At 63.4% G+C, this 25133-nt stretch carries 23 protein-coding genes and 2 pseudogenes; 2 read left to right on the top strand and 23 right to left on the bottom strand.

Annotation, left to right across the window (positions count from 1 at the left end; all coding sequences use genetic code 11):
* Positions 1-5: 5 nt before the first annotated feature.
* From QF040_RS28145 to QF040_RS28080, 14 genes and pseudogenes are all read right to left on the bottom strand, one after another.
* On the bottom strand, positions 6-806 hold the full coding sequence (locus QF040_RS28145; protein WP_429613708.1) for a 2-keto-4-pentenoate hydratase: 801 nt from the start codon (positions 804-806) through the stop codon (positions 6-8).
* 164 nt (positions 807-970) lie between these two features.
* On the bottom strand, positions 971-1909 hold the full coding sequence (locus QF040_RS28140; RefSeq protein WP_429613707.1) for an NmrA family NAD(P)-binding protein: 939 nt from the start codon (positions 1907-1909) through the stop codon (positions 971-973).
* A 24-nt stretch (positions 1910-1933) separates the two neighbouring features.
* The gene (locus QF040_RS28135) at positions 1934-2134 is read right to left on the bottom strand and encodes a hypothetical protein (protein ID WP_429613706.1); all 201 of its coding nucleotides are present in this window, start codon (positions 2132-2134) and stop codon (positions 1934-1936) included.
* A gap of 281 nt (positions 2135-2415) precedes the next feature.
* The gene (locus QF040_RS28130; RefSeq protein ID WP_307511054.1) at positions 2416-3180 is read right to left on the bottom strand and encodes an SDR family NAD(P)-dependent oxidoreductase; all 765 of its coding nucleotides are present in this window, start codon (positions 3178-3180) and stop codon (positions 2416-2418) included.
* A 79-nt stretch (positions 3181-3259) separates the two neighbouring features.
* The gene (locus QF040_RS28125) at positions 3260-4849 is read right to left on the bottom strand and encodes an AMP-binding protein (RefSeq protein ID WP_429613705.1); all 1590 of its coding nucleotides are present in this window, start codon (positions 4847-4849) and stop codon (positions 3260-3262) included.
* A 423-nt stretch (positions 4850-5272) separates the two neighbouring features.
* Positions 5273-6136 (bottom strand): amidohydrolase family protein, encoded by an 864-nt coding sequence (locus QF040_RS28120; protein ID WP_307511058.1) that lies wholly within the window; start codon positions 6134-6136, stop codon positions 5273-5275.
* A gap of 65 nt (positions 6137-6201) precedes the next feature.
* Positions 6202-7797 carry an AMP-binding protein gene (locus QF040_RS28115; protein ID WP_429613704.1) on the bottom strand — a complete coding sequence of 532 codons (1596 nt, stop codon included), beginning with the start codon at positions 7795-7797 and terminating at the stop codon, positions 6202-6204.
* 3 nt (positions 7798-7800) lie between these two features.
* Positions 7801-8724 (bottom strand): NAD(P)H-dependent flavin oxidoreductase, encoded by a 924-nt coding sequence (locus QF040_RS28110; protein WP_307511062.1) that lies wholly within the window; start codon positions 8722-8724, stop codon positions 7801-7803.
* On the bottom strand, positions 8721-9443 hold the full coding sequence (locus tag QF040_RS28105; RefSeq protein ID WP_429613703.1) for an ABC transporter ATP-binding protein: 723 nt from the start codon (positions 9441-9443) through the stop codon (positions 8721-8723). Before QF040_RS28105 ends, QF040_RS28110 begins: the two co-directional genes overlap by 4 nt.
* Positions 9430-10215, bottom strand: a complete 786-nt coding sequence (locus tag QF040_RS28100; protein WP_429613702.1) for an ABC transporter ATP-binding protein — start codon at positions 10213-10215, stop codon at positions 9430-9432. Before QF040_RS28100 ends, QF040_RS28105 begins: the two co-directional genes overlap by 14 nt.
* The gene (locus tag QF040_RS28095; protein ID WP_429613701.1) at positions 10212-11162 is read right to left on the bottom strand and encodes a branched-chain amino acid ABC transporter permease; all 951 of its coding nucleotides are present in this window, start codon (positions 11160-11162) and stop codon (positions 10212-10214) included. The genes QF040_RS28100 and QF040_RS28095 overlap by 4 nt, the downstream gene beginning before the upstream one ends.
* Positions 11155-12030, bottom strand: a complete 876-nt coding sequence (locus tag QF040_RS28090; RefSeq protein ID WP_307511067.1) for a branched-chain amino acid ABC transporter permease — start codon at positions 12028-12030, stop codon at positions 11155-11157. Before QF040_RS28090 ends, QF040_RS28095 begins: the two co-directional genes overlap by 8 nt.
* 8 nt (positions 12031-12038) lie before the next feature.
* Positions 12039-12500, bottom strand: a complete 462-nt coding sequence (locus QF040_RS28085; protein ID WP_429613700.1) for an ABC transporter substrate-binding protein — start codon at positions 12498-12500, stop codon at positions 12039-12041.
* Between the two features lie 61 nt (positions 12501-12561).
* Positions 12562-13248, bottom strand: a pseudogene (locus QF040_RS28080) (ABC transporter substrate-binding protein); the annotation flags it as partial.
* Between the two features lie 123 nt (positions 13249-13371).
* Here QF040_RS28080 and QF040_RS28075 point away from each other — a divergent pair.
* Entirely contained in the window at positions 13372-14040 is a 669-nt protein-coding gene (locus tag QF040_RS28075; RefSeq protein WP_307511071.1) for a TetR/AcrR family transcriptional regulator, read from the top strand.
* 346 nt (positions 14041-14386) lie between these two features.
* On the opposite strand, the gene QF040_RS28070 is transcribed toward QF040_RS28075, so the two are convergent.
* The 7 genes from QF040_RS28070 to QF040_RS28040 form a co-directional block, all read right to left on the bottom strand.
* Positions 14387-16039 carry an acyl-CoA synthetase gene (locus QF040_RS28070; protein WP_429613699.1) on the bottom strand — a complete coding sequence of 551 codons (1653 nt, stop codon included), beginning with the start codon at positions 16037-16039 and terminating at the stop codon, positions 14387-14389.
* Positions 16040-16067: 28 nt separating this feature from the next.
* Complete coding sequence (locus QF040_RS28065) at positions 16068-17198, bottom strand: NADH oxidase (RefSeq protein ID WP_429613698.1); 1131 nt, start codon at positions 17196-17198, stop codon at positions 16068-16070.
* A gap of 165 nt (positions 17199-17363) precedes the next feature.
* On the bottom strand, positions 17364-18077 hold the full coding sequence (locus QF040_RS28060; RefSeq protein WP_429613697.1) for a ThuA domain-containing protein: 714 nt from the start codon (positions 18075-18077) through the stop codon (positions 17364-17366).
* 3 nt (positions 18078-18080) lie between these two features.
* A complete protein-coding gene (locus QF040_RS28055; RefSeq protein WP_307511076.1) occupies positions 18081-18434 on the bottom strand; it encodes an NIPSNAP family protein in 354 nt (117 codons plus the stop codon).
* 1 nt (position 18435) lies between these two features.
* Positions 18436-19182: an SDR family oxidoreductase gene (locus QF040_RS28050; protein WP_429613696.1), complete on the bottom strand. Its 747-nt coding sequence runs from the start codon at positions 19180-19182 to the stop codon at positions 18436-18438.
* Positions 19183-19192: 10 nt separating this feature from the next.
* Positions 19193-20122, bottom strand: a complete 930-nt coding sequence (locus QF040_RS28045; protein ID WP_307511080.1) for a 3-keto-5-aminohexanoate cleavage protein — start codon at positions 20120-20122, stop codon at positions 19193-19195.
* Positions 20123-20147: 25 nt separating this feature from the next.
* Positions 20148-21905: a CocE/NonD family hydrolase gene (locus QF040_RS28040; protein WP_429613695.1), complete on the bottom strand. Its 1758-nt coding sequence runs from the start codon at positions 21903-21905 to the stop codon at positions 20148-20150.
* 137 nt (positions 21906-22042) lie between these two features.
* Here QF040_RS28040 and QF040_RS28035 point away from each other — a divergent pair.
* A pseudogene (locus tag QF040_RS28035) lies at positions 22043-22836 on the top strand (transposase); the annotation flags it as partial.
* A 198-nt stretch (positions 22837-23034) separates the two neighbouring features.
* Here QF040_RS28035 and QF040_RS28030 read toward each other — a convergent pair.
* Complete coding sequence (locus QF040_RS28030) at positions 23035-24003, bottom strand: Bug family tripartite tricarboxylate transporter substrate binding protein (RefSeq protein ID WP_429613694.1); 969 nt, start codon at positions 24001-24003, stop codon at positions 23035-23037.
* 107 nt (positions 24004-24110) lie between these two features.
* Positions 24111-25076, bottom strand: a complete 966-nt coding sequence (locus QF040_RS28025) for a LysR family transcriptional regulator (protein ID WP_429613693.1) — start codon at positions 25074-25076, stop codon at positions 24111-24113.
* Positions 25077-25133 lie beyond the last annotated feature (57 nt).

Genomic DNA, 25133 nt, shown 5'->3' with positions numbered 1-25133 from the left:
CAGGGTCAGGTGAACCGCGCCGCGACGCGGCCGAGGCCTTCGATGTGCGCCTCGAAGAACGAGGGCCCGCTGATCGTCACCATGGGCCCGAGCGCCCCGGTGAGCACGACGTCGCCTGCGCGCAGCGGAGTGCCGAGGCGGGCCAGTTGCCGCGTCAGCCAGACGGCGGCATTCAGGGGGTGGCCCATGCACTCGCTGCCGCGGCCCTGGCTCGCCTCGCGGCCATCTTCGGTCAGTGTCATGCCCGCGTCGCGCAGGCTCAACCGGTCCAGCCGCTTCGGGTCGGCGCCGAGCACGTAGCCAGCGGCCGATGCGTTGTCGGCGATGGTGTCGAACAGGCGGATGTCCCAGGCCGCGATGCGGCTGTCCACGATCTCGAGCGCGGGCACCGCATAGGCGGTGGCCGCCAGGAGGTCGGCCAAGGTTGCGTCGCCGGCCGTCACATCCTTGTCGAGCACGATCGCGACTTCGGCTTCCACCTTGGGCCGGATGAAGCCGGCCAGCGGGATCTCCGCGCCGTCGCCAAAAGCCGTGGAGCTCCAGAGCGCGCCGTAGTCCGGCTGGTCGACGCCGAGCTGCCGCTGCACGCTGGCGGCAGTGAGCCCGATCTTGCGGCCCGTGACGCGGTCGCCGCCCGAAATACGGTGCGCCTCGTTGATGCGCTGCACGGCGTAGGCGTTCTCCTGGGTAGTCGGCCAGCCGAGAGACTCGGCACGGTGCCGCAAGGGCGTGCAGGGGGCGCGCTGCTGCTCGGCATCGCGCAGCGCCGCGGCCAGGGCTTCGGCGGGTTCGGGTGGATGTTGCATGGATGGTTTCTTTTGATGGGGTTCAGTTGAGGCAGCGCTAAACGCAGGTGAGTCGGCACCGCCCCGTACATCTGGGCCAGGCCGGTCAGGTCCGACACGCTGGCCGGGTTCACGGTGAGGTGCGCGGCTGCGCCAGGATCGTGGCGATCGCGTTTTTTCAGGGGTCACGCCACCCGGGCGCACCATGTGTTGAAAGACTCGGACTCGTGTGGGTTGGCGAGCGACGCCAGGTAGTGCGGCTTCCAAGTGTTGCGAAGGAAGCTCTCCATCGTGGTGGGCAGCGGCCGGCGCTCGCCATGGAAGCGCACACGGCGGTCGTTCAGCGCGGCAAGCGTTTGGTTTTCGTAGAGCCACAATTCCGGGGTTCCGAACCTCTGGAGGAACTCGGCCTCGACCTCCTTCCGGTTCCTGTCGATGAACCGGTATTCGACCGGGCGCTCGATCTCGCGGCTGATCATCGCTGTCACCTCCGGCATGGAGAGGTCTTGCGAACCGACCTCTCGGACGATGCGCCTGTCCCCCGTGGGATGATTCAATTCGTGGGCCGCCAGCTCGGCGATGTCGTGCGTGGCCACCCAGGGCATCCTTACGTCGGGGTTCAGCGAATAGCCGATGCGTCCATGCCTTGCGATGGCACCCGTCCAGGCCAGCAGGTTCTCCATGAACCAGCCGGCACGCAAGTGCACCAGGTCGATGTTCTCGAGCTCGTTCAGCTTCTGATCGAGCTGGTGGAAGCCGGCGAAATGCCCGGTGTCACCCTCCACTTCAGAGCCGATGCCCGTCAGGCTCACGACCAGCCGGACCGGCGAATCGCGCAGCGCATCGACGAAGCGGCGTGCGACCGCCAGATAGTGCCCGTGGATGTCGTTGGCCCAGTCAGTCTTCACCATGAGGAAGGCGGCATCCGCGCCGTGGAAAAACTTGCTCGGTTCTCCTGCGCCCGTGTCGAAGCTTCCCAAGAAAGGCTCCGCACCGGCCTGCACCAGTGCGTCGAGGGACGGACCGCCCCGCGAGAGGGCCCTGACCTGGTGGCCCGCACGCAGCAGCTTTTGAGTGAGTTGGGCACCGATTCTTCCGGTGGCTCCGACGACGGCAATTTTCATGTTGTTTCTCGAGAGGATTTCAGTTCAAAAGGCAAGGGCGTCCAGCAGGCGCGTGGTGTGCGCGATCTCGTGCGCGGCGTGGACCTCGGGCCGCATGAAGAAGTCGGACTTGGCCCGCGCAACGGGCTCGAGGTCCGCTGCGAAATGCTCCGACGTCACTTCGTTGAGCCGGATGCGCTTCGCCCGCACGCCCCGGTCGGAGTTCGCGGCGTCCGGTGAACGCAAACACGTTGCCCGCGAATTTGCTGCGCGGGCGATGTCGGTCCTACGATCGTGTTTCGCCTTTTCATACGACTGTCTCCTCTGATAGCAATGTGATTCGAGGAGAGGTTAGCGACCGGGCGATTGCGGCGGAAATGCTTTGTCGGCATGGAGCCCATGCCGATCCGGGTGTCACGGTCCGGGAGGTAGCGGTCGGCGCCAGCGCGGGTGAGAGATTCGATCTTCGCCCGGTCATCCCCGGCAGCAACCATGAGCGAGCGGATGTGTCGGGGCATTGGCGATTCCTAGGCGAGACTCTTGTTGGAACCGCCGTCTACGGCGAGCGTGGTTCCGGTCACGTAGGAGGCCATGGGCGACGCGAGGAACGCCGCCACCGCGGCGATCTCTTCCGGCTGTGCAATGCGGCCCAAGGGGATCGAAGCGACCAACTCCTGGAACTGCTGGCTCTCGCCTACGTTCGCAGCGTCGAGCCGCGGCGTCTGCACGAAGCCCGGGCAGAGGGTGTTGATGCGGATGTTATCGCCCGCGAGCTCCAGCGACAGGGTCTTCGCGAGCCCGATGACGCCAGCCCAGGTCGCAACCGACAAGCCGAACTTCGGAATCGGCTGCAGCGCAGAGAGCGCGGCGATGTTGACGATGCTGCCACCGCCGCGTCGCTTCATGCCGGGGACGACGCCACGCACCATGCGCACGACGCTCATCAGATTCTGTTCCACCGCCCGCATCCAGCGCACGTCGTCGAATTCGATCGCCTCGCCGACTGGTGGCGCTCCGTCGTTGTTGACGAGGATGTCGACGCCGCCTTGCGCTTCGACGGCGGCGAGGATGTTCGCGCAGCCGTCGGCCATGCGGATGTCGCCGACGACGGTTCGGATGGTCCCGCCGGTCTCAGCGCGCAGCCGCTCGGCGGCGGCCTCGAGCGCATCGAGCTTGCGTGCGCTGATCAGCACCTCGGCGCCTTCCGACGCCAGCGTATGAGCGATCGCGAAACCGATGCCCTGGCTCGCGCCGTTCACGACGGCAAACTTGCCGCGCAGTTTCATGTCCATGGTACTTCTCCTTTAAGTTTCTTCGGATTGGCCGGGTCCCGACCTCTTCCCGAATGCAAGTTCACCTTCTGTACTGGCCTCATACCCTTGCCAACAGCTGTTTCACCAGCTCGGGCCGGCGGATCTTGCCGCTGGGGGTCATGGGGAATTCGGTCATCACCTCGAGCTGCTCGGGCAGCTTGTAATCGGCCACTCGGCCTCTGAGCAGGCCCGCCACTTCGTCCAGCGTGAGCGACTGCCCGGGCTTGAAGATGGCGCACAGGCAGTTGCGTTCACCGAGGCGCGCATCCGGCATGCCGACGATCGCCACCTGCAGGAAGGCCGGATGCTGGTAGAGCAGCTCCTCGATCTCGCGCGGGAAGTACTTCTTGCCGGCGCGGTTGACGATCTCTTTCTTGCGGCCGGAGATGCGCAGGTTGCCTTTGTCGTCGGCCATCTCACCGAGGTCGCCGGTGCGGAACCAGCCGTCCGGCGTGAACGAATCGCGATTTGCTGCATCGTTGTCCAGGTAGCCCAGGTTCACCGAAGGCCCACGGGCGACGATCTCGCCATCCATGATGTCCACTTCCATCTGCGGCAGCACGCGCCCTACCGTGCCCATCACTGCGAGCGGGTCGTCGTCCATTCGGGTGCAGGTGTGAATACCCGTTTCCAGCATGCCGTATGCCTCCACCAGCTTCACGCCTGGCAATGCCGCCTGGAAGTCCTTGATCGCTTCCACCGACGCTGGCGCACCACCGCTGAGCATCACGCGCAGCGACGACAGGTCGTGGCGGCGCAGTTCCTCGCTGTTGATCATGGAAACCATGGCCGCTGGCGGCGTCGGAAAGTACGTGACCCGCTCGCGCTCGATGAGGGCCAGCGCGGCAGCCGCCGAGAAGCGTTCCATCAGCACGCCGCGCCCACCCGCCAGCACGATCTGCAGCAGCGTGCAGTACCCGGTGTTCAAGCCCACTGGCATGAACAGCAGGACGACATCGTCGCGCCCCAGGCGCAGTGGCATGTTCATGAATTCCGCGGTGCACAGCGTCGTATTGAAGCTGTGCAGCACGCCCTTCGGGTTGCCGGTGGTGCCCGAGGTGAAGCACATGCGCATCACCTCGTCGGGGCCCATGCGCACGCGGTCCCCGTCGGCAATCTCCGGCGTGTTCTCGAGCGCCTGCGCGAAGGAGATGACACCGGGCGCATCGACCGTATCGATGCAGATCACCGTGCGCAGGTCGGGCAGGCCGCCGCGGAGGCCCTGGATCATGTCGACGTAGTCGTAGCCCTTGAACACGTGCGGGCAGACGTACGCCGCCGACTTCGAAAACCGCAGGATGTAGTCCAGCTCCAGCTTGCGCAGGTCAGAGCTGACCTTGTTGGCCACCGCGCCGATCAGCTCCAGCGCGAAGAAGACCACCGCAAATTCGATCCGGTTGGGCAATTGCAGCGTGACGACGTCACCGCGCCCGACGCCCTGGCGGCGGAGGAATTCGGCGAAGCACTTCACCTCGGACCACAACTGTCCGTAAGTGAGGCTGCGCTTGTCGTCCTTGAAGGCGGTGCGGCCGCCGTCCTCGCGCGCACGCTGCGCCAGCACGTCACTGAAGACGCGATCGCTCCACCAGCCCTGCCGCCGGTACTCGGCCTGCAACTCCGGGGGATGGCTGCGGGATGCCTGGATCATGCTCATTCCTTGTTCATGCATGCGCTGACTGAGCGCTCAGTTTAAATAATGCACGCACCATTGTCAATGCGCGGTGCGCGCCTGATCAGGGGCTGGTATGGGGTCTGCTGGCGCTGTCAATTACGGGGCGACACAAACGTTGCACCCATTCCGATGCCGGAGCTCACATCTCGAGAGCCTTGGCGCAGCCGATGACTTAGACCAGACCGCCAAGGGAGCTGCCATTGCGACGGTGCGGCGCTTCACGACCGCGGAAACGACGCTGAAACTACTGCCGCCTTCTGCCGTCGTGTGTGGCAGCGCCGCCCTCACGGACATCACGATGTAGCAAAAGTGCTGTGCGAGCGCCTGCATCCAGATCTCCTCGTTGAGCTCCGCGATGCTTCGGAGGGGAGATCGGCCGTCGTTGCGAGCCCCCACCCATCACTCAACTCCTATGGATGCCAGGAACGAATCGGCATTGCGGAAAAACACGTCGTCGAGAACATCCTGTTCGAAGCCCTGCTCGGCCCATTCCCTCGCGATGCGTTCGTGATTGAGCATCGGATAGTCGGCACCAAAGAAGGTCTTCTTCCGCAGTCGTCTTGCAATCTCGCGCTTCAGTTCGTCCGAGAAATAGCGGGGGGACCAACCATGAAGCTCCATCCAGACGTTCGCCTTGTGGAGAGCGATCGCGATCATCTCGGACTGCCAGGGCCACGCGACGCGAGCGGCGATCACGTTCAGGTCCGGGTACTTTGCGGCGACTCGGTCAACGTACCGCGGGTGCGCGCCCTCGAGCGTGATGCCCATACCACCGCGAGTTCCCGCACCGGTTGCGGACATGCCCACATGCATCAGGATCGGTCGGTTGGCCTCGATGCACATTCTCAGACACCGATCCCACGCGGGTTCATCCGGAGTGCCCGCGGGCGTGAGCGAGTGAACCGCCAGCCCGACAAGTCCCGGGCCATCCTGCAGGCAGCGCTCCAACTCTCTGACGTGGTCCGGCTGCGTTGGGTCGATGCCGATCCAGTTGCCCAGGACGACGTCCGGGTGCTTGCGCGCGTAGTCGAATGCGTAGTCGTGCTGGTCGCGCACCGCTCCGACGTCCATCCTGTACGTAAAAGCGAAGTCGAGCATGACCCGGACGTTGTCCCTACGGAACTGCGCGGCCTGCTCCTCCTCGCTGACAAAGCTCATCTCCCATTTGAAATAGCCCTTCAAGGCCTTGCGATCTTCTGCCGTCTCGAACGGGCTGCCCTTCCAGCCTCGCTCCGTCCCCCAATGGGAGTGGAAGTCGATCATTCGGGGTGGGGTTGTGCTCACTCTGGGTACCTTTCTTGCTGGCGTGACGAACGAATGCGGATGAATCAGTTGACGTTGCGCGTCGTCTTGCGCCAGTAGGGCGCGCGCAGCGCTTTCTTGTCCACTTTCCCGACTGGCGTAAGGGGCAATGAATCCAAGACGACGATCTCTTTGGGCGCATACATCGAGCCCTTGACCTGCTTCACATGGTTCTGGAGGGCAGCCGCATCGACAACCTGCCCGGGACGTGCGACCACGAACGCAGTGACTGACTCGCCCCACTTCTCGTCGGGAACGCCGATGGCTGCTGCCGAGCTGATGGACGGGTGTTCAATCATGGCTCGCTCGACTTCGCTGGCGTAGATGTTGAAGCCGCCCGAGATGATCATGTCCTTCTTGCGGTCGACGATGTAGATCAAGCCTTGATCATCCTGGCGAGCGAGGTCACCGGTGTGCAACCAGCCGCCCTTGAGGGCCGCCTCGGTTTCGTGAGGAAGGTTCCGGTAGCCGAGCATGACGCCACGACTGCGCATCGCGATCTCCCCTACATCGCCCAAAGGAACGTCATGGCCGTCATCGTCGACCAAGCGGATTCGCGTGCCGACCATTGGTCGCCCGCAGGAAGCAAGCTGCTCCAAGGTGGCGGTCGCGTGCGCCGCCTTGGTGTGCAACGTCCCGACGCCGGCTGACTCGGTCTGACCATAGAGTTGGCAAAACACCGGTCCGATGCGCTCGCGCGCTTCGGCCAGTCGGGCCGGCGACATCGGCCCCGTCGCATACCAGATCGTCTCCAGGCTAGAGAGGTTTCTCGTTTCGGGGCGGCCGTGGTCCAACAGCGCGTAGATCATTGTCGGGATCGCGTTGGTCCAGTTGATCCGCTCGGTCTCGATAAGGTCCAAGAATCGCTCGGGATCGAAGCCCTGCTCGACCACCACGGTGCCGCCGCGAAGCAGGGCAGGCAGGACGCCGAGTCCCGTGGCGTGCGTGAGCGGCGCGGCTGCCAGGTAACGAGGCACGTGAGGCAACTCGGCGTCGGCCATGCAAGTGGCGACCGTGTGGACCATCGCGCGATGCGACACCATCACGCCTTTGGGCCTTCCCGTCGTCCCGCCGGTGTATTGCAGCCATGCGACATCTTCTTCGGTCGCCGGCCCTGAATCGAGCGCTCGGGATGGATGCGACTCGCCTTTGGGCAAGCCGCCCTCGTTCGGAATCACGATCACATGCGAGAGCGAAGCGACCTGATCGAGGATGTGGTGCGCCTGGTCCTTGAATGGTGCCGCGGCCACTAGCACGTAAGCCTCCGCGTCATTGCACACCACGATGTGCTCCTCGGCTGATGACCGGGTCTGCAGCCCTGTAAAGCGCCCTCCCAGCAGGTACACCGCAGCCGCGACGATCCAGGACTCCGGCATGTTCCCGCTCAGCATCGCGACCCCGACACCGCGGCCGACGCCTCGAAGTGCCAGCGCCGACATGAATTGCGACACAAGATCCGAGGTCTGCGCATAGGTGATACGCCGGTCGCCGGCAACGAAGGCCTCTGCCGAGCGATGCCGCGAGAGTGCCTGGACGATCACGTCGCCGAGCGACACGCCGGACGAAGCAGTCCGTGCATTTGCCGAAGCGGGTGCACCATGGGTGGCAGTGGGTTTAGACATGGTTCATCTCCTCGACTTGATACTTGCGCGCTGCAGACTATCTGCGGCCTGCTCGAATTCGCCTGCCATTCGCTCTACGAGTTCCGCTACGGTTGGCGTGTCGTAGATCGACCCGACGCCTTGGCCGGCGCTCCAAATGTCGCGCCACCTTTTCACGTCCTCCATCGGATCGATCGTTCCCGCTTCGATGGCCAATTGCGGCATCGTCGACTTGAGCCAATTCCCGCCCACTCCACCAACCTTGTCCGAATAAACGATGTCGGTAATGTCCGAATCGACTATCAGCTGCTTGTGACCTTCCTGGGCGCTGCTCTCCCGAGTCGCCGCCATCCGCGTGCCGACGTAGACCAGGTCGGCACCAGCGGCGATCGCACCCGCCATCGAGTACCCATCGCCGATGCAGCCGCCCAGGAGCAACGTGCGCTCAGGCCCCACGAGTGGTCGCAGTTCTGCGAGAAATGCAAACGGGTTGTACGTTCCTGCGTGTCCTCCTGCCCCGTCGCACACGGCGATGATCCCGTCGACATTGGCATCGAGTGCCTTTCGTGCGTGGCGCACACTGATCGCGTCATGGAAGACGAGTCCGCCGTAGCTATGAACCGCATCTGTGATCTCCCGCGTGATCCCCATGGACGTGATCAGGAGAGGGACCTTGTGATCGACGGTGATCGCCAGGTCTGTTTCCACGCGAGGATTGATCCGGTGGATGGGGAGTTGCACGCCAAAGGGGACGGTCTCGCCGACCCGGCTACGTATCTCCTTGAGCCAATCCTCGTAGCCATCAGACGTGCGCTGATTGAGCGCCGGGAAGGTCCCTACGATCCCTGCCTTGCAGCTGGCGACCACGAGGTTGGGGTTCGAGACCAGAAACATCGGTGCGGCCAACATAGGCAGACGCAAGGCGCTCTGAAGCTGCGGGGGAATCATGTTGCCCCTTGATGAGTGATTCCGAGGTAAGCCTCGGCCACGCGTGGGTCACTTACCAGTTCCGCTGCGGAGCCCTCAAGCGCCACAGAGCCGTTCTCCAGGACGTATCCGTACTGCGCAATCCGCAGGACCTTGCGCGCACTCTGCTCCGCGATCAGGACCGACGCACCAGCCGCATGAATCTCGCGCACCTTGTCCAGGATTCCGTCGAACACCTTGGGCGCCAGCCCCAGCGAAGGCTCGTCCAGCAGGAGGAGGCGCGGCTGCGTCATGAGTGCACGGCCGATTGCGAGCATCTGCTGCTCGCCGCCGGAAAGGTACGCTGCCGCTTGCCAGGCACGCTCCTTCAACACGGGGAACATCGCGAACACCTGTTCGAGGCTGCGCTCGCGTGCGGCACGGTCGCGTACCAGGTACGCCCCGAGTTCCAGGTTTTCCAGGACGCTCATTGCGCCAAAGAGCGCGCGCCCCTGCGGGACTTGCACGACCCCGAGCTCGGTGATGCCCGACGGATGGCGTCCTTGCAGCGTGATGCCGTCGAAGGCCACTCCGCCGCCGCGGATGCGATTCAGCCCGCTGATCGCGCGCATCACCGCAGTCTTGCCCGCGCCGTTAGCACCGAGTAGCGTCACGATGGAACGCTCGGGCACACGCAAACTCAACCCGCGCACGGCGTCCACGGCCGTGTAGCCGGAATACAGCTTCTCAAGCGCCAGCATCGGTTTCCTCGCCGAGGTAGGCCTCGATCACGCGCGGGTCGCGCTGGATCTCGGCTGGCGTGCCTTCGGCGACGAATGTGCCGAATTGCATCACCGTTATGCGCTGCGCGAGTGCCATCATCACGCGCATGTTGTGTTCCACCACAACCAGGGTAATGCCGCGCAGCGCTGCCAACTCGCGGGCTGCTGCGACGGCGCTGTCTGCTTCCGACTCGCTCATGCCGGAGGTCGGTTCGTCCATCAGCAGAAGCTTCGGCGCAGCGGCAAGCGCCCGGGCGAGGTCCATCCGCTTCAGAAGACCGAATGGCAACTCGCTGGCGGGCATGTCACGCACCGCCGCGAGCCCAAATGCCTCGAGGCTCTCCTGCGCCAGGTTGTGCATGGCAGCCTCAGCGTCGCGCGCAAGGCGCGTTCGCAGCGCCTGATGAAATACATTCGCGCTGGCGCCGGCCCGACCCGCGCCCACCAGCACGTTCTCCAGCACGCTCAGTTCGCCGAAAGGCTCCACATGCTGGAAGGTACGGCCTATGCCGCGCCTGCTGCACAGGTGCGCCGGCAGCCCGCCAATGTCTTCACCGTCGAGCCGAATTCGGCCCGCTGCAATCGGCACGGCTCCTGTGATGGCGTTGATCACGGTGGTCTTTCCGGCGCCGTTCGGCCCAATGAGGCCGTGGATCGCGCCAGCGGCAACAGAGAGGGAGAGAGCCTGGACGGCGTGCACGCCGCCGAAGCGAACGTCCACGGCTTCGAGGGCGAGCCGCGGCGGGGTCATGCGACCGCCTCGCGACGACCCGAATGCCCCGCCAGAGCGGCACGCCACAGCACCACCAAGCCATGCGGCAGAAGCAGCATGAATGCCAGTAGCACAAGCGCGAACACGAGGTCGTTGTATTCGCGGACGGGGCGCAGCAATTCCGGCAACCCGGAGAGCACCACGGCACCGAGCACCGCGCCCGCCAGCGAACCCACACCACCGACGACAATGAACGTCAGCTGGCGTATGGCCGCCGAAATGCCGAACTCGTTGGGATCGATGAATCCGACGAGTTGCGCAAACAGGCCACCGGCAAAGCCTGCGTAGGCGGCCGACAGGGTGAACGCCGTGAGCTTGATCCGTGCCAAGGAGATGCCGAGTGCTTGCGCAGCATGTGGGCTGAGACGCAGCGCGTTGAGCTCCCGGCCGAGCCGTGAATGCAGGAGGTTATGCGCCGTCCACACTGCTAGCACGCAACCAGCCACTACGACACAGTACACGGCGAACGGCGTCAACACCGCGCCGGGCCACAGCTCCGGCTTCGGGATCTTCAGGCCGCGTACCCCCCCAGTGACGCTGCTCCACTCCTCCAGGGCAATCTGCACGATCTGCATGAAGCCGAGCGTCGCAAGCGCGAGATAGATGCCTCCCAGACGCCGCGCCGGGAGCGCGAGCAGGGCTCCCACACCCGCAGCAAGTGCCGTACCGCAGGGGATTGCCAGCCAGAACGGCAGCCGCGCATACGCGGCGAGCAGCGCCGCCGAGTAAGCGCCGATAGCCATGAAGGAGGAGTGGCACAGCGAGATCTGCCCCGAGTTTCCCACCAGCAGATTCAGCCCGATAGCGGCGATGACATTCACCATCGCCAGCCCGATCATGTAGGCGGGGTAGCTGCCAAGTACGGCGCCGGCCAGCAGAAGTGCGGCAACGACGATCGCCGACCATACGAAGCGTTGTTCAAACACGATGCACCTCTCGCGTGCCGAACAGGCCGTATGGCCGAAAGGCGAGCAGTAACAGCAGCACGATGAAGGGCACCAGGTTCTTGAACGTACTGCCCACCGCGACTGACGCGAAGGTTTCGATCAGTCCGACTGCAAAGCCCCCGACCACGGCGCCGGCGATGCTCGTGAAGCCACCCAGGACCGCAGCCACCAGGCCGCGCAAGATCAACTGTCCGACTTCCGGATTCACACCGACCACGGGCGCCACGAGCAGGCCAGCCAGCGCCCCGATTGCGGCGCTGATGGCCCAGGCCCAGCGGTAAGTCGCATGCACCCGGATGCCCATCAATGTTGCAGCCTCCGGGTTGAGGGCCACCGCCCGCATCGCCATGCCGTTGCGCGCGTAACGAAAGAACAAGGTGAGTAGCGCCGTCACCGCCACCGTGCAGAAGACAATCCAGAGCGAAGTGGGATTTGCGCGCAAACCCGCGAACAGCAACGGATCGTCACCAAATGGACCTTCCACACTGAAGACCGTGTCGCCCCATCGCACGGAGACCGCGCTCTTGATCGCGAGGCCGATGGCGAACGTCGCGATCACGAGAGTAAAGGCGGGAGCATTCGCGATGGGCCGGATCAGCAGCCGCTCGATCACCATGCCGAACACCGCGCCACCCAGCAGCACCAGCGCGAATGCGACGCCGTACGGGAGTTGAAACGACGCGAGCACCAAAGCAGCGTAGGCCCCCATCGTCGCCAGTTCGCCTTGACCGAAGTTGAGCACACCGGAAGCCTTGTACGGGATGACGATGGCTACGGCGACGAGCGCGTAGACCGCCCCGACGGCCAAGCCGGCAATGGCCAGCTGAAGGTAGAAAGTGGCACCCATCGCAGCACCTACTCGTAGCGCTTGAGGATCTCGGTCGGGTGCGTGCTACTCCACTGCACCGGTTCCCAGTTCCCGTCACGCACTTCCACAGGCGAGAGCGTCAGGTTGCCGATGTGGTGCTTGGCTGTGAAGCTACGAGGCGAAGCGACCGGGCCTACGCGGTAATTCTGCAAGCCTTCTAGGCCGCGGATGAACGATTCCGGCGTCGGCTGCGGCCCTGCACGGCGAAGGCCTTCGACCACGACATATGCATCAGCGTAGGCCAAGGCATCGAAGATGCTCGGCCGGCCGGCGCGGGCATTCGGATATTCACGGCGCCAGGCCGCCTCCCACTTTTGCATATCCGGATGTTTGGAGCCCGGCAGCATCGGAATGAGCGCGAAACCCTTCACGCCTTCGGCACCGCCCTTCGAGGCGGCGATGACGCCCTGGTCGACAATGGCCGATCCGACGAAGATCGGCTGCTTCAAGCCGAGATCCCGTGCTTGCTTGAGCGCGATGGCGGCTTCCGGCTGGGCTGCCGAAGACGGCGATCACGTCGGGGTTGGCGCGCTGCGCCGCGATCAGCTGGGACGTGAAGTCCTTGTCGCCATTGTTGAACTCCAGGCGGCTCTCAGGTTCTATGCTGAACCACGCCTTCAGCTTCGCCACAGTGGCATCGCCCTCGTTGCGCGAGTATTCGTCGCGGCTCGTCATCAGCACGATTCTCTTGGCTTGGTAGTGCGACGCGAGGAACTCGGCGTACACCTCGCCGTAGCGGGCCGCCTCGGTGGTTGCGCCCCTGAACAGGTTTCGGGCAAACGGATAGGTGACTTCAGGTGCGGACGCGATCGACACGTACATCGGCGTGCCACGCTCCTTTACGTACCCGATCGTGCCGGCAGTCGCATTGCTGCCACCGACGGACATCAGCATGAACACCCTGTCCTGTTCAACCAGCTTCTTGACTGCCGCGAGCGCGCGGACCGGCGAATGCGCGTCGTCCTCGAACTGCATCTGGATCTTGCGACCGTTGACGCCACCGAGGGCGTTGATTTCCTTGAACGCGAGCGCTGCACCGTCACGCCCGGCCAGTCCCAAGAATGCGGCGGGTCCTGAAATTGGGCCAAAGGCGCCGATCAGGATGTGATCGGTCGCGACGCCGGCAGTTTGGGCACTCGCCGTGGTCGCGGTGAGCACGAGGTAAGCCGATGCGGCCCACAGCAACAAGCGCTTCATCTGTTGTCTCCTTCGAATATGTTTGACTGACTGAGCGCTCAGTATTAAACGGCGGGAGGGTCGCGTCAACCCCCGGGGTTATACTGACCCGGTGCTCAATCGGCAGGTTCTGAAGGAGAGTTGATGGCCGACGTGAAGGTAAAAATGGCCCCGGGACCGAAGGAGGCGCCGGCGCGACGCGGCCGGCCAGTGAAAGCCGCCAGCAAAGACGCGGACCTGGTGCGCGAAAGGCGCGGGCTCTTGGTGGCCGCTGCCGTGCGTGTCTTCAAGGAGAAGGGCTTCCACGAGGCGACCGTGCGCGACATCGGTCGCGAGGCAGGCATGACCCAGGGGACGATCTACAACTACGTCGGTTCCAAGGACGACATCCTCTACTTGGTCTGCGACCAAATCGTCTCCGAATACCAGGAGGAGACCCGCAAGGCCCTCGACAATTCGGCCGATCCGCGCACGCGGGTGCGCAGCGCGGTGCGCGCCTTATGCGAAGTGATGGTCAAGCACCAGGACGAGGTCCTCCTTACCTACCAAGACAGTCATCTGCTCGATACACGCTCGAGGCGCGTGATCTTTGCCCGGGTGGAGGAGTTTGTCGGGATGTTCGAGACCATCCTGACGGACGCGGCTCGTGAGTTGGGGCGCCCGCTACCGGAGCCACACTTTGCGGCGAATGCCATCACCTTCTTTCCGACCATGCTCGCGCTCAGGCGATGGTCGCTAAAGGCGAGGCACCGGCAATCCGAACTGATCGAGTGGCTCGTGGATTTCCTCGTGCAGGGCTTGGGATTCGACTAGCGCGACCTTCTGCGACCAGCGCAGGCCGACTCAGGCGGCCGTCTTCGACTTCGATCCAGCCACTCGCAGCAAGCTTGCTGCTTGGTCCCCACTTTTGCTGGGCGCGAGGGCCCTATCGAGCCTACTCAACTGCAAGTCCGTCATCTGCTCGGCGATCGAGATGGTCCGCTGACGCGTCGGTAGGGCGGGGACCACCGGCGAAGATGGGATGATTGGACGCTCACCCCGAAGCGGACAACCCCCCGCTAACTTGATCGAGGCCTGCCCTCGGCGAGCGCGGGAACTTGCCCTCTGACGCCAGCAAATGTTCGAACGCGAGCGGCTCAATGCCCAAAGCAGTTGCCGCTCACGCGTCTACGGCAGTAGGCGTACTCGAGCAGTACCGTCGCAGCTCGAACTTCTGGATCTTGCCGGTGGAAGTCTTGGGCAGTTCGCCGAAGACCACCGCGCGCGGCACTTTGAACCCAGCTAAGTGCTTCTTGCAGTGCGCGATGATGTCTTCGGGCGCGAGCTTCGCGCCCGCCTTAAGCTCGACGAAGGCGCACGGTGACTCGCCCCACTTAGGGTCAGGCTTGGCCACCACGGCGGCTGCCAGCACGTCCGGATGCCGATACAGGACGTCCTCCACTTCGACCGAAGAGATGTTCTCTCCGCCAGAGATGATGATGTCCTTGCTGCGGTCCTTGATCTTGATGTAACCGTCCGGGTACTGTACTGCGAGGTCACCGGTGTGGAACCAACCGCCCGCGAACGCCTGCTGCGTCGCCTTGGGGTTCTTGAGGTAGCCCTTCATGGTGATGTTCCCGCGGAACATGATCTCGCCCATGGTCTCGCCGTCCCATGGTACGGGCAGCATCGTCTGAGGATCCATCACGATGACGCCCTGCTGCAGGTGGTAGCGCACGCCTTGGCGTGCGTTCAACCGCGCGCGCTCGCCGATGTCCAGCCCGTCCCATTCAGGGTGCTTCGGGCAGACCGTCGCCGGACCGTAGACCTCGGTCAGGCCGTACACGTGGGTGAGGTCGAAGCCGAGCCGCTCCATACCCTCGATCATCGAGGCGGGCGGCGCTGCGCCGGCCACCATCGCTTTGACGCCGCGCGGCAAGCTGCTCTTCAGCTCATCAGGCGCGTTGACCAGCATCGAATGCACAATCGGCGCGCCGCAGTAATGTGTGACCCCGTACTCCCGGATCGCCTTCGCCATCGTGCCGGCATCCACTTTGCGCAGGCAGACGTTCACCCCGGCCCGCGCCGCGATGGTCCAGGGAAAGCACCAGCCATTGCAGTGGAACATCGGTAGCGTCCAGAGGTAGACGGCGTGCTTGGGCATGTCCCACTCCAGAATGTTGGACAAGGCGTTCGTGGCCGCGCCGCGGTGGTGGTAGACGACGCCCTTGGGGTCGCCAGTGGTTCCGCTCGTGTAGTTCAATGCGATGGCGTCCCACTCGTCTTCAGGCAGGGCCCAGGCGAACTGCGGGTCACCTTCGGCCACGAGTGCGTCGTAGGTCACCTCGCCGATGCGCTCCACCGGCCCGGTGTAGACCGGATCCTCGACGTCCACCAGCAGCAGCGGCGCGCTGCTCTTGCGCAATGCAAGCGCCTTCTTCAGCACGGGCGCAAACTCCGGATCGACGATGACCGCGCGGGCCTCGCCGTGATCCAGCATGAAGGCAATGCTCTCCGGGTCCAGCCGCGTGTTGAGGGCGTTAAGCACCGCCCCGGCCATGGGCACGCCGAAGTGCGCCTCCACCATCGGGGGCGTGTTGGGCAGCATGACCGCAACGGTCTCCCCTCTTCCGATGCCGCGCCGCTGCAGCGCGGAAGCCAACCGGCGGCAGCGGGTGTACACCTCGGCCCAGGCGCGGCGCAGGTTCCCGTGCACGATGGCCAAATGCTGTGGGTACACCTCGGCGCTTCGTTGGAGGAACGGCAGCGGAGAGAGCGACACGTAGTTCGCGGATGTTTGGGGAAGGTCCCGGTCGAAGAGCGGAGTGTCCATGGATGTCACCTATTTAGCCGCGGGGGAGTCAAGCTCGATCGTGACCTCCGAGCGACCTTCGACGAAGGCGTGGTGCCCGGACGCGGGAAATGTTCAGCTCCCGACAGCGGATGCCGTGCGCTCTCAGGGCCAGCGAATTTGAGATCAGTGTTTCCGATGGTTCGATCAGCAGCTTTTCCACGGCTCGATCAAGAATTTCATTCCCGTTGCGGGACGTGCGCACACCTTGAGTACTTCGGGTGAGGTGACCTCTTCCGGCGAAACACATCGGCTGTATCGGCTCGCAAATGTGGTTGTGAGCCCTGAAGCAACCCGGGGCTTTGAGCGCGTCAAGGGTTTTCCGTTGTGCCACCTTGAGATACCGAAGAACAAGCCAGCCGCCAGCGGCCCATGCGGTGCCGATGTCGCGCGGTATCTCAATCGGGCGAGGATCAAGAGTGCCGTAGACATACAGCTGTTTGAGAACTTCGGAGCCGAAACGGGTGACCACCTGGCCGGGACGGCGTCTGATGGCTGCTTCCATGCAACTCAAAATCTGCCCCCCCGCTGCCCCACCAATGAGATCGAGAGCAATCGTCGCTCCCGTGGCCGCAATAGCGTCAATGAGCTGTTCTCTGAAATGGTCGGAACTTGAATTGCAAACGTAGCGTGCACCCTGCTCTCGCAAGAGTCCCACTTTCTGCTCCGATCGCACAACGTTGACGAGCGGGATATCGTCAGCAAGACAAACCCGAAGGAGGATCTGTCCGAGATTTGACGCAGCAGCAGTTTGGACAATCGCTGTGTGCCTTTCACTGCGAGCTGTTTCAATCATCCCTAACGCGGCCAGAGGGTTGACGAAGCAAGAAGCAGCCTGTGCAGCACTAGTCCCCTCGGGGAGAACGAGGCATTTCGCCGCCGGTATACAGCGATAGCGCGCGTACATACCTCCAGCCATCGCGGCAACCGTTCGCCCCATCAAAGACTGCGCAGCATGTGAACTTCCTGCCGCCACAGTTGTACCCGCACCTTCAAGACCGACCCGCATCGGCGCATCCCCGCGCGATTGCATCGCCTTCAATGATTCCACAGGCACAGGCGAAAGAGAGAGCTCAACCTGTCCTTCGGGAGTAACAACAGAGCGGAGTTGGAGTGACGCGCCCGGAGTTTGATTTTTCATGGTGAATGCCGGGTTAAAACAGTTGCAAGGCTCGTCCGGTCGAAAAACCAAGCACGAGCACCCATGCGCCATGCAGCACGCCAGTGCGCCGACGGCTGCGCAAATCCAGTATCTGACTATCCCGGCGTCTTCCTTGAGGTTGAAGGCGCGGGCGGCAGGGTGCGGTCAAAACGGCCGCCGCTGCGCGGCCCATTCCACGCCGCGCTTCACCAGCTCTTGGAACACCGGCAGGCCCCAGGGGCCACGATAGTCGGACTGATCGGACGCGTCCGGGAACGGCTTGTCATAGGGTCGATTCGCGTGGCCGAGCGCGAGATAGAGCACGCCGCCATCGCCGACCGCCCGGCGGTAGAGCATCGGGCGATCGGCCTCCTCGAACTGAACGTCGCCGAACGCTTCGCCGCCCCAGCGCGTGTGGAGCAGCACATCGAGGTCCTTGGTGACATCCTCGATGCAATAGAGCTCGTCGGGCACTTCGAAGTTGCCGATGCCTTGGAGCAGTGGCTCTTCCGGCCGCGTCACCTTGACCGGAAAGGTCATGTACTTCGGGTGCGAGATGAAGCGCGTGCCGAGGATGCGCGGCATCGCCTGATTGCCCGCGACCGAATTGCTCGCATGCAACGCGAACCAGCGCCCGCCGCGATCGAGGAAGCGCCGGATCGTGGTGCCGGCCTTGTCGCTCACCGGCACCTGCGAGGTGTAGCTGACGAGCAGGTCAGCGCCGAGGATGCCGGCCGAATCCTCATAGTCGTTGTAGCAATCGGTGCGGATGCCGTGCGCGCCGTAGAGCGCCTGGGCCAGCTGCAGCCGCGCCCAATCGAAGTCGTGGTTGCGGTGGGGGCTGCCGCACACCAGCGCGGCGACGAGCGGGCGCGGCATCGTTCAGCCTACGCGCCCGAGGTGCCGCGTCGCGTCCTTGATCGGCAACGCCTCGATGAAAGGGGCCGGCATCAGAAGTCTGCTTTCCTGCCGGATGAATAGCGGAGCGACCTCGGCGACATACGCTTGCCACGCGGGGAGGTCGGCGAGCGCGGCGCGCCGGCGCATCCGGTCCTCGAACGAACTGAATCCCCAAATGAAGATCACTTGGTTGAGGTCCCCGACTTCCGTCGTGTAGCACCCGGCCATGTGCCCGAGCACGTCACACTGAAGGGACTTGCCCTTCTCTGCGTAGATCGCGAGGTAGTCCTTCAGGCGTGACGGCGGCAACTGGTAGGTCCGCATCTCGAAGAGCATCTTATCTTCCACCCGAGATGTCGATGACAGCACCGTGTACGTACGACGAGCGTTCCGAGGCCAGCCAGAGCACAGCGTCGGCGACTTCGTCCGCAGTGCCCGGACGCCGCATCGGGATCGTCGGCGCAATGCTCTCGATGAGCTTTGCGCCTCCGAACTCATCGTGCATTTCGGTGGCGATGACACCGGGTCGAACGCTGTTCACCCGAACGCCGAGTGGCCCGAGCTCCTTGGCGAGCGCGATGGTCATGCCGTCCAACGCGGCTTTCGTGGACGCATAGTGCACAAGCCCGGGCATGCCGCCATGACGTGCCGCGGCCGACGAGACGTTCACGATCGAGCCACCTTCGCCCCCGCTGGTGCGGCTCATGCGCCTGACAGCCTCGCGGGAACAGTAAAACGCGGAAAACACATTCGTCTCGAAGATCCGCCGCAACCTGTCCTCGTCGATTTCGGTGATCGAGCACCCGCTACCAGAGATGCCGGCGTTGTTCACCAGCGCGGAAACAGGGCCCAATTTTTGGTCAACTTCGGTGAAGAGCTTTGCGGCTCCCGCGCTGGTCGACACATCAGCGCAGATGGCAACGGCCCTGCCTCCTTGACTAGCGATGTCTCGTACGAGCGCTTCCGCCCGATCACGGTCACTCCGGTAGTTAACTGCGACCCCGTAGCCCTCCTTCGCACCAAGGAGCGCAATCGCGGCACCAATACCCCGGCTAGAACCGGTCACAACAAGCACTTTCGACACGTTCGTTCCTTCAGAAGTTGACACTTGTGACACCCTTTAGCTGCAGGCGCTCGCGCGCCTCCTCGGCAGAAGCGATCTCCAGCCCCAATCCTTCGATCAGCTTTCGCACGGCCCGGACCTGGTCCGCATTCGACTCAGCCAGCTTGCCGGGACGGAGCCAAATGGAATCTTCCAGGCCGACGCGTACGTTTCCGCCCATCGTTGCCGCCTGCGTCGCCACTCGCAGCTGCGCGGCGCCTGCACCGATCACTGACCAGTGGTACTGGTCCCCGAACAGCCGGTCGGCCGTCCGCTTCATGTGCACCACGTCCTCCGTGTGCGTCCCCGCTCCTCCCAGGATGCCGAGGACAGACTGGATGAAGAGAGGAGCCTTCACCATTCCGCGGTCCAGGAAATGCCGCAGGTTGTAGAGGTGCGCGGTGTCGTAGCACTCGAACTCGAAGCGGGTGCCCGTCTCGTACCCGACCCGCAACACGTGCTCGATGTCTTTGAAGGTGTTCCTGAACACGAGGTCGCGGGTGCCCTCCAGGAACGGCGCCTCCCAATCGAACTTGAAATTGCTGAAGCGCTCCAGCATGGGATACATGCCGAAGTTCATCGATCCCATGTTGAGCGAGGCGACTTCCGGCTTGAACTCGATCACAGGTTGAATGCGCTCGCTCACGGTCATGCCCGGCGCACCGCCCGTGGTGATGTTGATCACCGCATCGCATCGCTCCTTGATCTTCGGCAAGAACTTGCTGAATGCCTCCGGCGACTGGTCCGGGCGCCCGGTAACGGGGTCTCGCGCGTGCAAGTGGATGATGGCGGCGCCAGCCTCGGCTGCACCCACTGCCGCGTCCGCAATCTCTTGGGGGGTGATCGGCAGGTGGGGCGTCATCGAGGGCGTATGGACACTGCCGGTCACAGCGCAGCTGATGATCACTCGGTGTTGCTTCACGAAAATGGTCTCCTGGAGGGATGAATCACGCTCGTGGCGGGATCACGGGAAGAAGGACGGAAGACGGATGCGCCGGACCGGTATGGATCGTGACCCTCCCACCGAACACCGATTGCGGACGGTCCCGCTCGTCGTCGTGAACGAACGCCCCACAGCCTCGCATTTCGTGTGCGGGGTGCAACGCCATCACGGGTGGGCCGGCGTATTCGAAGTCCTTGCCACGGACGCTCAGGGCCAGTCGGTAGCCCGGCGGCACCACGATGCTCGTCGGCCAGATCTCCACGTCGACCGAATAGACCTCGCCTGGCACGAGCGGCATGATCTCGTCGTGCGCATGCCAGGGCCGCCAGGGCTTCGAGCGCCCTGCGTCCAGCTTCCGGTGCGACGCACGCAGCCACCCTTGCGCGATCGGCGTGTTCGGATCGTTGGCGCCCTGGAAGGTGACTTCCTTCATGTCAGGCGTGAACAGGCGAACGGTAAGAAAGAGATCCGCGTCGGTGGTCTCGGAGGAAATGTAGAGACGGGCTGCCAAGGGCCCCGTCACCTCGAGTTCGCTAGTCGAGGGCGGCAGCATGAACACCAAGCCCGCCCCGAGGGCCTCGTAGGTGACGGAAGCGTTGTCCACCGGGACGGAGCTGCTGAGGACGGCATGCCCTGGCTCTAGGTAATACGGGGTCCAGCGCGTGTCCGGAATGGGCCATGCCTGTTCCTTGCGTGCAACGAACCTGTCCACGTGCCGGATCTGGAGGTTCACCGGAGGTTCGGCGTCCCAGCCGTTGTCCGCGCCCTTCAGGAAGTGATCGAAGAACCTTTTTTGCAGGGCAACCGAACTGGCGATGTAGAACGAAGACCAGTGGTCGCCGCCATGCAACTCAAGCCACTTTTGCTTGGAACTCGCTTGCGTGAACCCTTCGATGTTGCCCCGCAGATGCAGGCCGAGCCCACCCCAATTGCCCGCCGAGAGAAGCGGCACGTCAACGGAGTCCCATCGTCCCGACCGAGCCTCAAAATACGGATCCGGGAGGGCCCGGCTCGTCAACTCGTGTTCAAGGTTTACCCGATTGGAACGCAGAGTCTCGTCATCCAGGGTCTCGGGGCCTGCAACCAACTCACCCGTCACGCGACTGCGCGGACCGCGATCGCCGGCGCCGTGCTGGACCTTCACGACTTGGGGTCCGTACCAGGACTTCCACAACGCCGTGCAAGCGATGCCACCATGGCGCACAGCGTCCCGATAGATGTCGGCGGCGCCTTCCCAAACACAGATCGCCGACAGCGACGGAGGACGGCGCGATGCAGTAAACCACTGGTTCACGCCGTAGTAGGAGATTCCGTTCATGCCGACTTTGCCGCTGCTCCATGGCTGCACTGCAGCCCAGGCAATCGCCTCGCAGATGTCGCTGATCTCTCGCTCCGACCAGGGATCCAGCAGTCCGGGAGAGCGGCCAGCGCCGCGGCTGTCAACGCGGACGCACACATAACCATCGCACACCCATTTCTCAGGATCCACCGTTTCCCAGTTCTGGTAGCGACCGCTGGATCCCTCCGCCACATCGGGATGGCTGCGGATCATGCCTTCCCAAGCAGCCGGATAGCCTTCCTGGAAGGCCAATCCCTTACCGTAGGGGCCATAGCTGAGGAGTACGGGGTAACGCCCATCCTCCACCGGACGAAACACGTCGGCGCGCAGAACCGTTCCGTCATCCATCGTGATGGGGACGTCCCAGTCCACAACGACGGCGTCAGCGATCGAGGCAACTTCAGACTCGTTCATTGCTTTCATTGCGTTGTCCTTAGGCTTTTCATGTAGGCAAGAATAAGAATGGCAATCCCGTTCGGGAAATGCTGTCGAGGCATGGCTGGCATGCCCTAGGAACGGCCTGCAAAAAAGCTCATCCTTTGCATGCTCTAAGCCCATGATTGCCAACCGCGTGGGCTCCGCCGAATCAGCTCGGTCTGGGCCTGTATCTGCCGACGAAGAAGACGCGCGAGCTCGAGTTTCTCGACGAGATGGATCGGGTCGTGCCCTGCAGCGCGCTGGTGCAGATCGTCGAGCCGCACAGCCCTCGGGCCAAGACTGGCCCACCGCCTTTTTTGTGTCGAGACGATGCTGCGTATCCATTGCATTCAGCAATGGTTTAGCCTGAGCGACCCACCGATGGAAGAGGCGCTACACCATGTGCCGCTGTACGGGAGTTCGCTGGCCTGGGTGATGGAGTGAGCCCCCTGCTCGACTAGGCCGCCATACTGCAGTTCGCCATCTGCTGGAGGCCCATGACCTGGAGGTCGACATGCTGCGCGTGGTCAACGGACATGCAGCACGATGCTGTGGACCGACACGACGGTGGATGCCACGCTGATCTCAGCACCGAGTTCGACCAGGAACCTTGAAGGCGATCGCGACCCGGAGATGTATTAGGCCTGGAAGGCAACCAGGGGCACTTCGGCGTGAAGGCCCACGTCGGCGAGGATGCTGCGTCGGGATTGGTGCTCACGGCGGTGGGCACGTCAGCGACATCAACGTCGCAGAAGCACTGCTGCAGGGCGCCAAGCACGCGGCCTTCGGCGACTCGGGCGACCACGAGATGCACAAGCGAGCAGAGGCCGCAGGGCCGATCTGGCATGTGGCAATGCGCCCGGGCAATCACAGGCTGCTCAACTCATTCATCGAGCCGGAGTTCGTAGCCGAGCGTGTCGAGAAGGCGGCCGCAGCGGCTGCGCCGCGCAGCAAATCGTTGCCGGCCTTGATCGATCGAACTATCTGATTGCGCCAGCACCGCTTTGTTTATTCAGCCGTGAGTGCAGAACGTGTTCTGCAGACCATCCCTAGACAGTGGCGGTTATGCGAGGAGCACGAAGTTCAAGATAAGCGGGCGACCGGAAAGTCGCCCGCTCCGATGGACTCGCGACTTTCAAGTCTGGATGTTCAACGACTTGATAAGCGGCCGCCACTGCGCCTCGTCCGCTGCGACTTGGCGCGCAAATTCCTGCGGCGTGCTCGGGGTCGGTTCAATACCCCTCGCAAGCAACTTCGAACGCACGTCCGCATCGCGCAGATAGCTGCTAGCGTACAGCGCCCATTGATCCAGCACCGGGCGAGGAGTCCCTTTCGGCGCAAACAACCCGAGCCACACCCCGAGTACCAATTTGAGGCCGGTCTCCGTCAATGTCGGGACATCGGGCAACTGGGACAAGCGCTTGTTCGCTGCCAATGCGAGCGGGCGGACCTTTCCGGCATCGATGAGGCCGCCGGATGATGCAACACTGTCAGCGAGGAAGTCGATTTCTCCGGCAACCAGCGCCTGCACGGCCTGCGGTGTTCCCTTGTACGCGACAGGCGTCGCTTTCGCGCCCAAGGTCTGCAGGTAGAGTTCGCCAATCAGGTGCGACATCGAGCCAGGACCGATCGTTCCGTAATTCAATTTGCCCGGATTTGCCTTAAGCGCTTCGGCAAGCTCCTGCGCGGTGTGGTACTTGGAATTGGCCGGCACAATCAGCAGTCCGTCCATCCGCCCAATTCCTGTGAGTGGCTCAAAGTCGGTTGTGCCGCTGTAGGGGGACTTCATGGTGACGGCGGGTCCCGTCACGATCGATGTCGTAGAGCCGTAAAGCAGCGTGTAACCGTCCGGTGCGGCTCGCTGGGCGAGTTGCGTTCCGATAATGCCGCTTGCGCCGGGGCGATAGTCCATGACGAGCGGCTGACCCGTCGCCTTATGCATTGCGATGCCGATTTCTCGTACTTCCGCATCGCCCGGCGATCCGGCTGGGAACGGAAAGATGAGCGTTACCGGGCGGCGTGGATAGTCGTTGCTACCCTGCGCGTGCAGTTGAGTTCCCAGCATCGACGCGATCGATCCCGCGATCATGTTTCGCCTGTTCATACGGCTGTCTCCTGTAGTATTTTTTGACTCGAGGAGAGACTAGCGGCCGGTCAATCGCGGCGGAAATGCTTTCTCGGCATGGGGCCCATGCCGATCCGGGTGTCACGTTAAAGGTGGCGAACGGCGCCGTCCTCTGACGGCATGAAACCCTTCAGCCTGGCAAGTGGCCAGCGACCGGTGGATATCTGCTCGTGTGCTACTTGACGAAGCATGAGTTGCATGCGCTGGCCTGCAACCGACAACCCCTGTTCGCGACCTTTGATCAAGAGCCAGGAGATCACCACGCCGTCGATGGGAGCCATGGAGATGGCACCCCGCTCAAGCAGGTCGCTCCCGGAACACAGGGGCAGGGTTGTGAAGCCCAACCCTGATTCCACCGCCTTCAGCACCAGTTGCCGAGTGTTGACCTCCATCGCCACGTTGAGGCGAAAATTGCGCTCGGCCATCGCACTCTCCACGATCATGCGCCCCACATTCGGGCGGCTCATCGCGACCATCGGCCGATCGACGAGATCTTCCACGTTCAATGGCTTGTTCATGGCAAGTCCCGATCCGGGCGGGCCGATCAGACACATTGGCTCTTCGATGAATGGGAAGGCTTCGAGACTGGCGAGCGGTTCTCCGGAGGCGACCACCGCTAAGTCCGCCCTACCCTGTGCAACCATCGACCAGGCGTCAAGGACGCCGCTCGAACCTTCGAATACTTTCAGCAAGACGTTAGGGAAGCTGGTCCTGAATCGCTGTATTACCGGAAATGCGAGCAGCTCCGACATGGACGGAGGTAACGCGATCGTCAGCTCACCGCTCGCATCGCCAGACCGGTCTCGAACCTCTGAGCGCACTCGATCGAAATGCCGCAGCAGTTCAACGGCGCTCTCGCGAAGGGATTCCCCGGCCTCAGTAAGCGTGATGCCGCGTTCGGAACGGTGTAACAGTGTCGCGTCGAGATCTTCTTCGAGCGAGCGCATCTGGCGCGACAGCGCCGGCTGGGCGATGTGCAGGACCTCCGCCGCGCGCGTCACGCTGCCGAGTTCGGCGATTTGGAGAAAGTAGCGCAGCTGCCTAACGTTCATGACTTGCCAAAAGCCGTGCCTCAGTAGCGCCGAAGTGGCGACATTGCGCTCCGATGG

This window comes from Variovorax sp. W2I14 (assembly GCF_050435205.1).
Lineage (GTDB): Bacteria > Pseudomonadota > Gammaproteobacteria > Burkholderiales > Burkholderiaceae_C > Variovorax > Variovorax paradoxus_C.
This window is presented reverse-complemented; position numbering and strand designations above follow the sequence as displayed.

Excerpts from the sequence above, each read along its gene's own strand:
- QF040_RS28145 (WP_429613708.1), bottom strand. The coding sequence starts at position 806 with ATGCAACATCCACCCGAACCCGCCGAAGCCCTGGCCGCGGCGCTGCGC.
- QF040_RS28140 (WP_429613707.1), bottom strand. The coding sequence starts at position 1,909 with ATGAAAATTGCCGTCGTCGGAGCCACCGGAAGAATCGGTGCCCAACTC.
- QF040_RS28130 (WP_307511054.1), bottom strand. The coding sequence starts at position 3,180 with ATGGACATGAAACTGCGCGGCAAGTTTGCCGTCGTGAACGGCGCGAGC.
- QF040_RS28125 (WP_429613705.1), bottom strand. The coding sequence starts at position 4,849 with ATGATCCAGGCATCCCGCAGCCATCCCCCGGAGTTGCAGGCCGAGTAC.
- QF040_RS28120 (WP_307511058.1), bottom strand. The coding sequence starts at position 6,136 with ATGATCGACTTCCACTCCCATTGGGGGACGGAGCGAGGCTGGAAGGGC.
- QF040_RS28115 (WP_429613704.1), bottom strand. The coding sequence starts at position 7,797 with ATGTCTAAACCCACTGCCACCCATGGTGCACCCGCTTCGGCAAATGCA.
- QF040_RS28110 (WP_307511062.1), bottom strand. The coding sequence starts at position 8,724 with ATGATTCCCCCGCAGCTTCAGAGCGCCTTGCGTCTGCCTATGTTGGCC.
- QF040_RS28105 (WP_429613703.1), bottom strand. The coding sequence starts at position 9,443 with ATGCTGGCGCTTGAGAAGCTGTATTCCGGCTACACGGCCGTGGACGCC.
- QF040_RS28100 (WP_429613702.1), bottom strand. The coding sequence starts at position 10,215 with ATGACCCCGCCGCGGCTCGCCCTCGAAGCCGTGGACGTTCGCTTCGGC.
- QF040_RS28090 (WP_307511067.1), bottom strand. The coding sequence starts at position 12,030 with ATGGGTGCCACTTTCTACCTTCAGCTGGCCATTGCCGGCTTGGCCGTC.
- QF040_RS28075 (WP_307511071.1), top strand. The coding sequence starts at position 13,372 with ATGGCCGACGTGAAGGTAAAAATGGCCCCGGGACCGAAGGAGGCGCCG.
- QF040_RS28070 (WP_429613699.1), bottom strand. The coding sequence starts at position 16,039 with ATGGACACTCCGCTCTTCGACCGGGACCTTCCCCAAACATCCGCGAAC.
- QF040_RS28065 (WP_429613698.1), bottom strand. The coding sequence starts at position 17,198 with ATGAAAAATCAAACTCCGGGCGCGTCACTCCAACTCCGCTCTGTTGTT.
- QF040_RS28060 (WP_429613697.1), bottom strand. The coding sequence starts at position 18,077 with ATGCCGCGCCCGCTCGTCGCCGCGCTGGTGTGCGGCAGCCCCCACCGC.
- QF040_RS28055 (WP_307511076.1), bottom strand. The coding sequence starts at position 18,434 with ATGCTCTTCGAGATGCGGACCTACCAGTTGCCGCCGTCACGCCTGAAG.
- QF040_RS28040 (WP_429613695.1), bottom strand. The coding sequence starts at position 21,905 with ATGAAAGCAATGAACGAGTCTGAAGTTGCCTCGATCGCTGACGCCGTC.
- QF040_RS28030 (WP_429613694.1), bottom strand. The coding sequence starts at position 24,003 with ATGAACAGGCGAAACATGATCGCGGGATCGATCGCGTCGATGCTGGGA.
- QF040_RS28025 (WP_429613693.1), bottom strand. The coding sequence starts at position 25,076 with ATGAACGTTAGGCAGCTGCGCTACTTTCTCCAAATCGCCGAACTCGGC.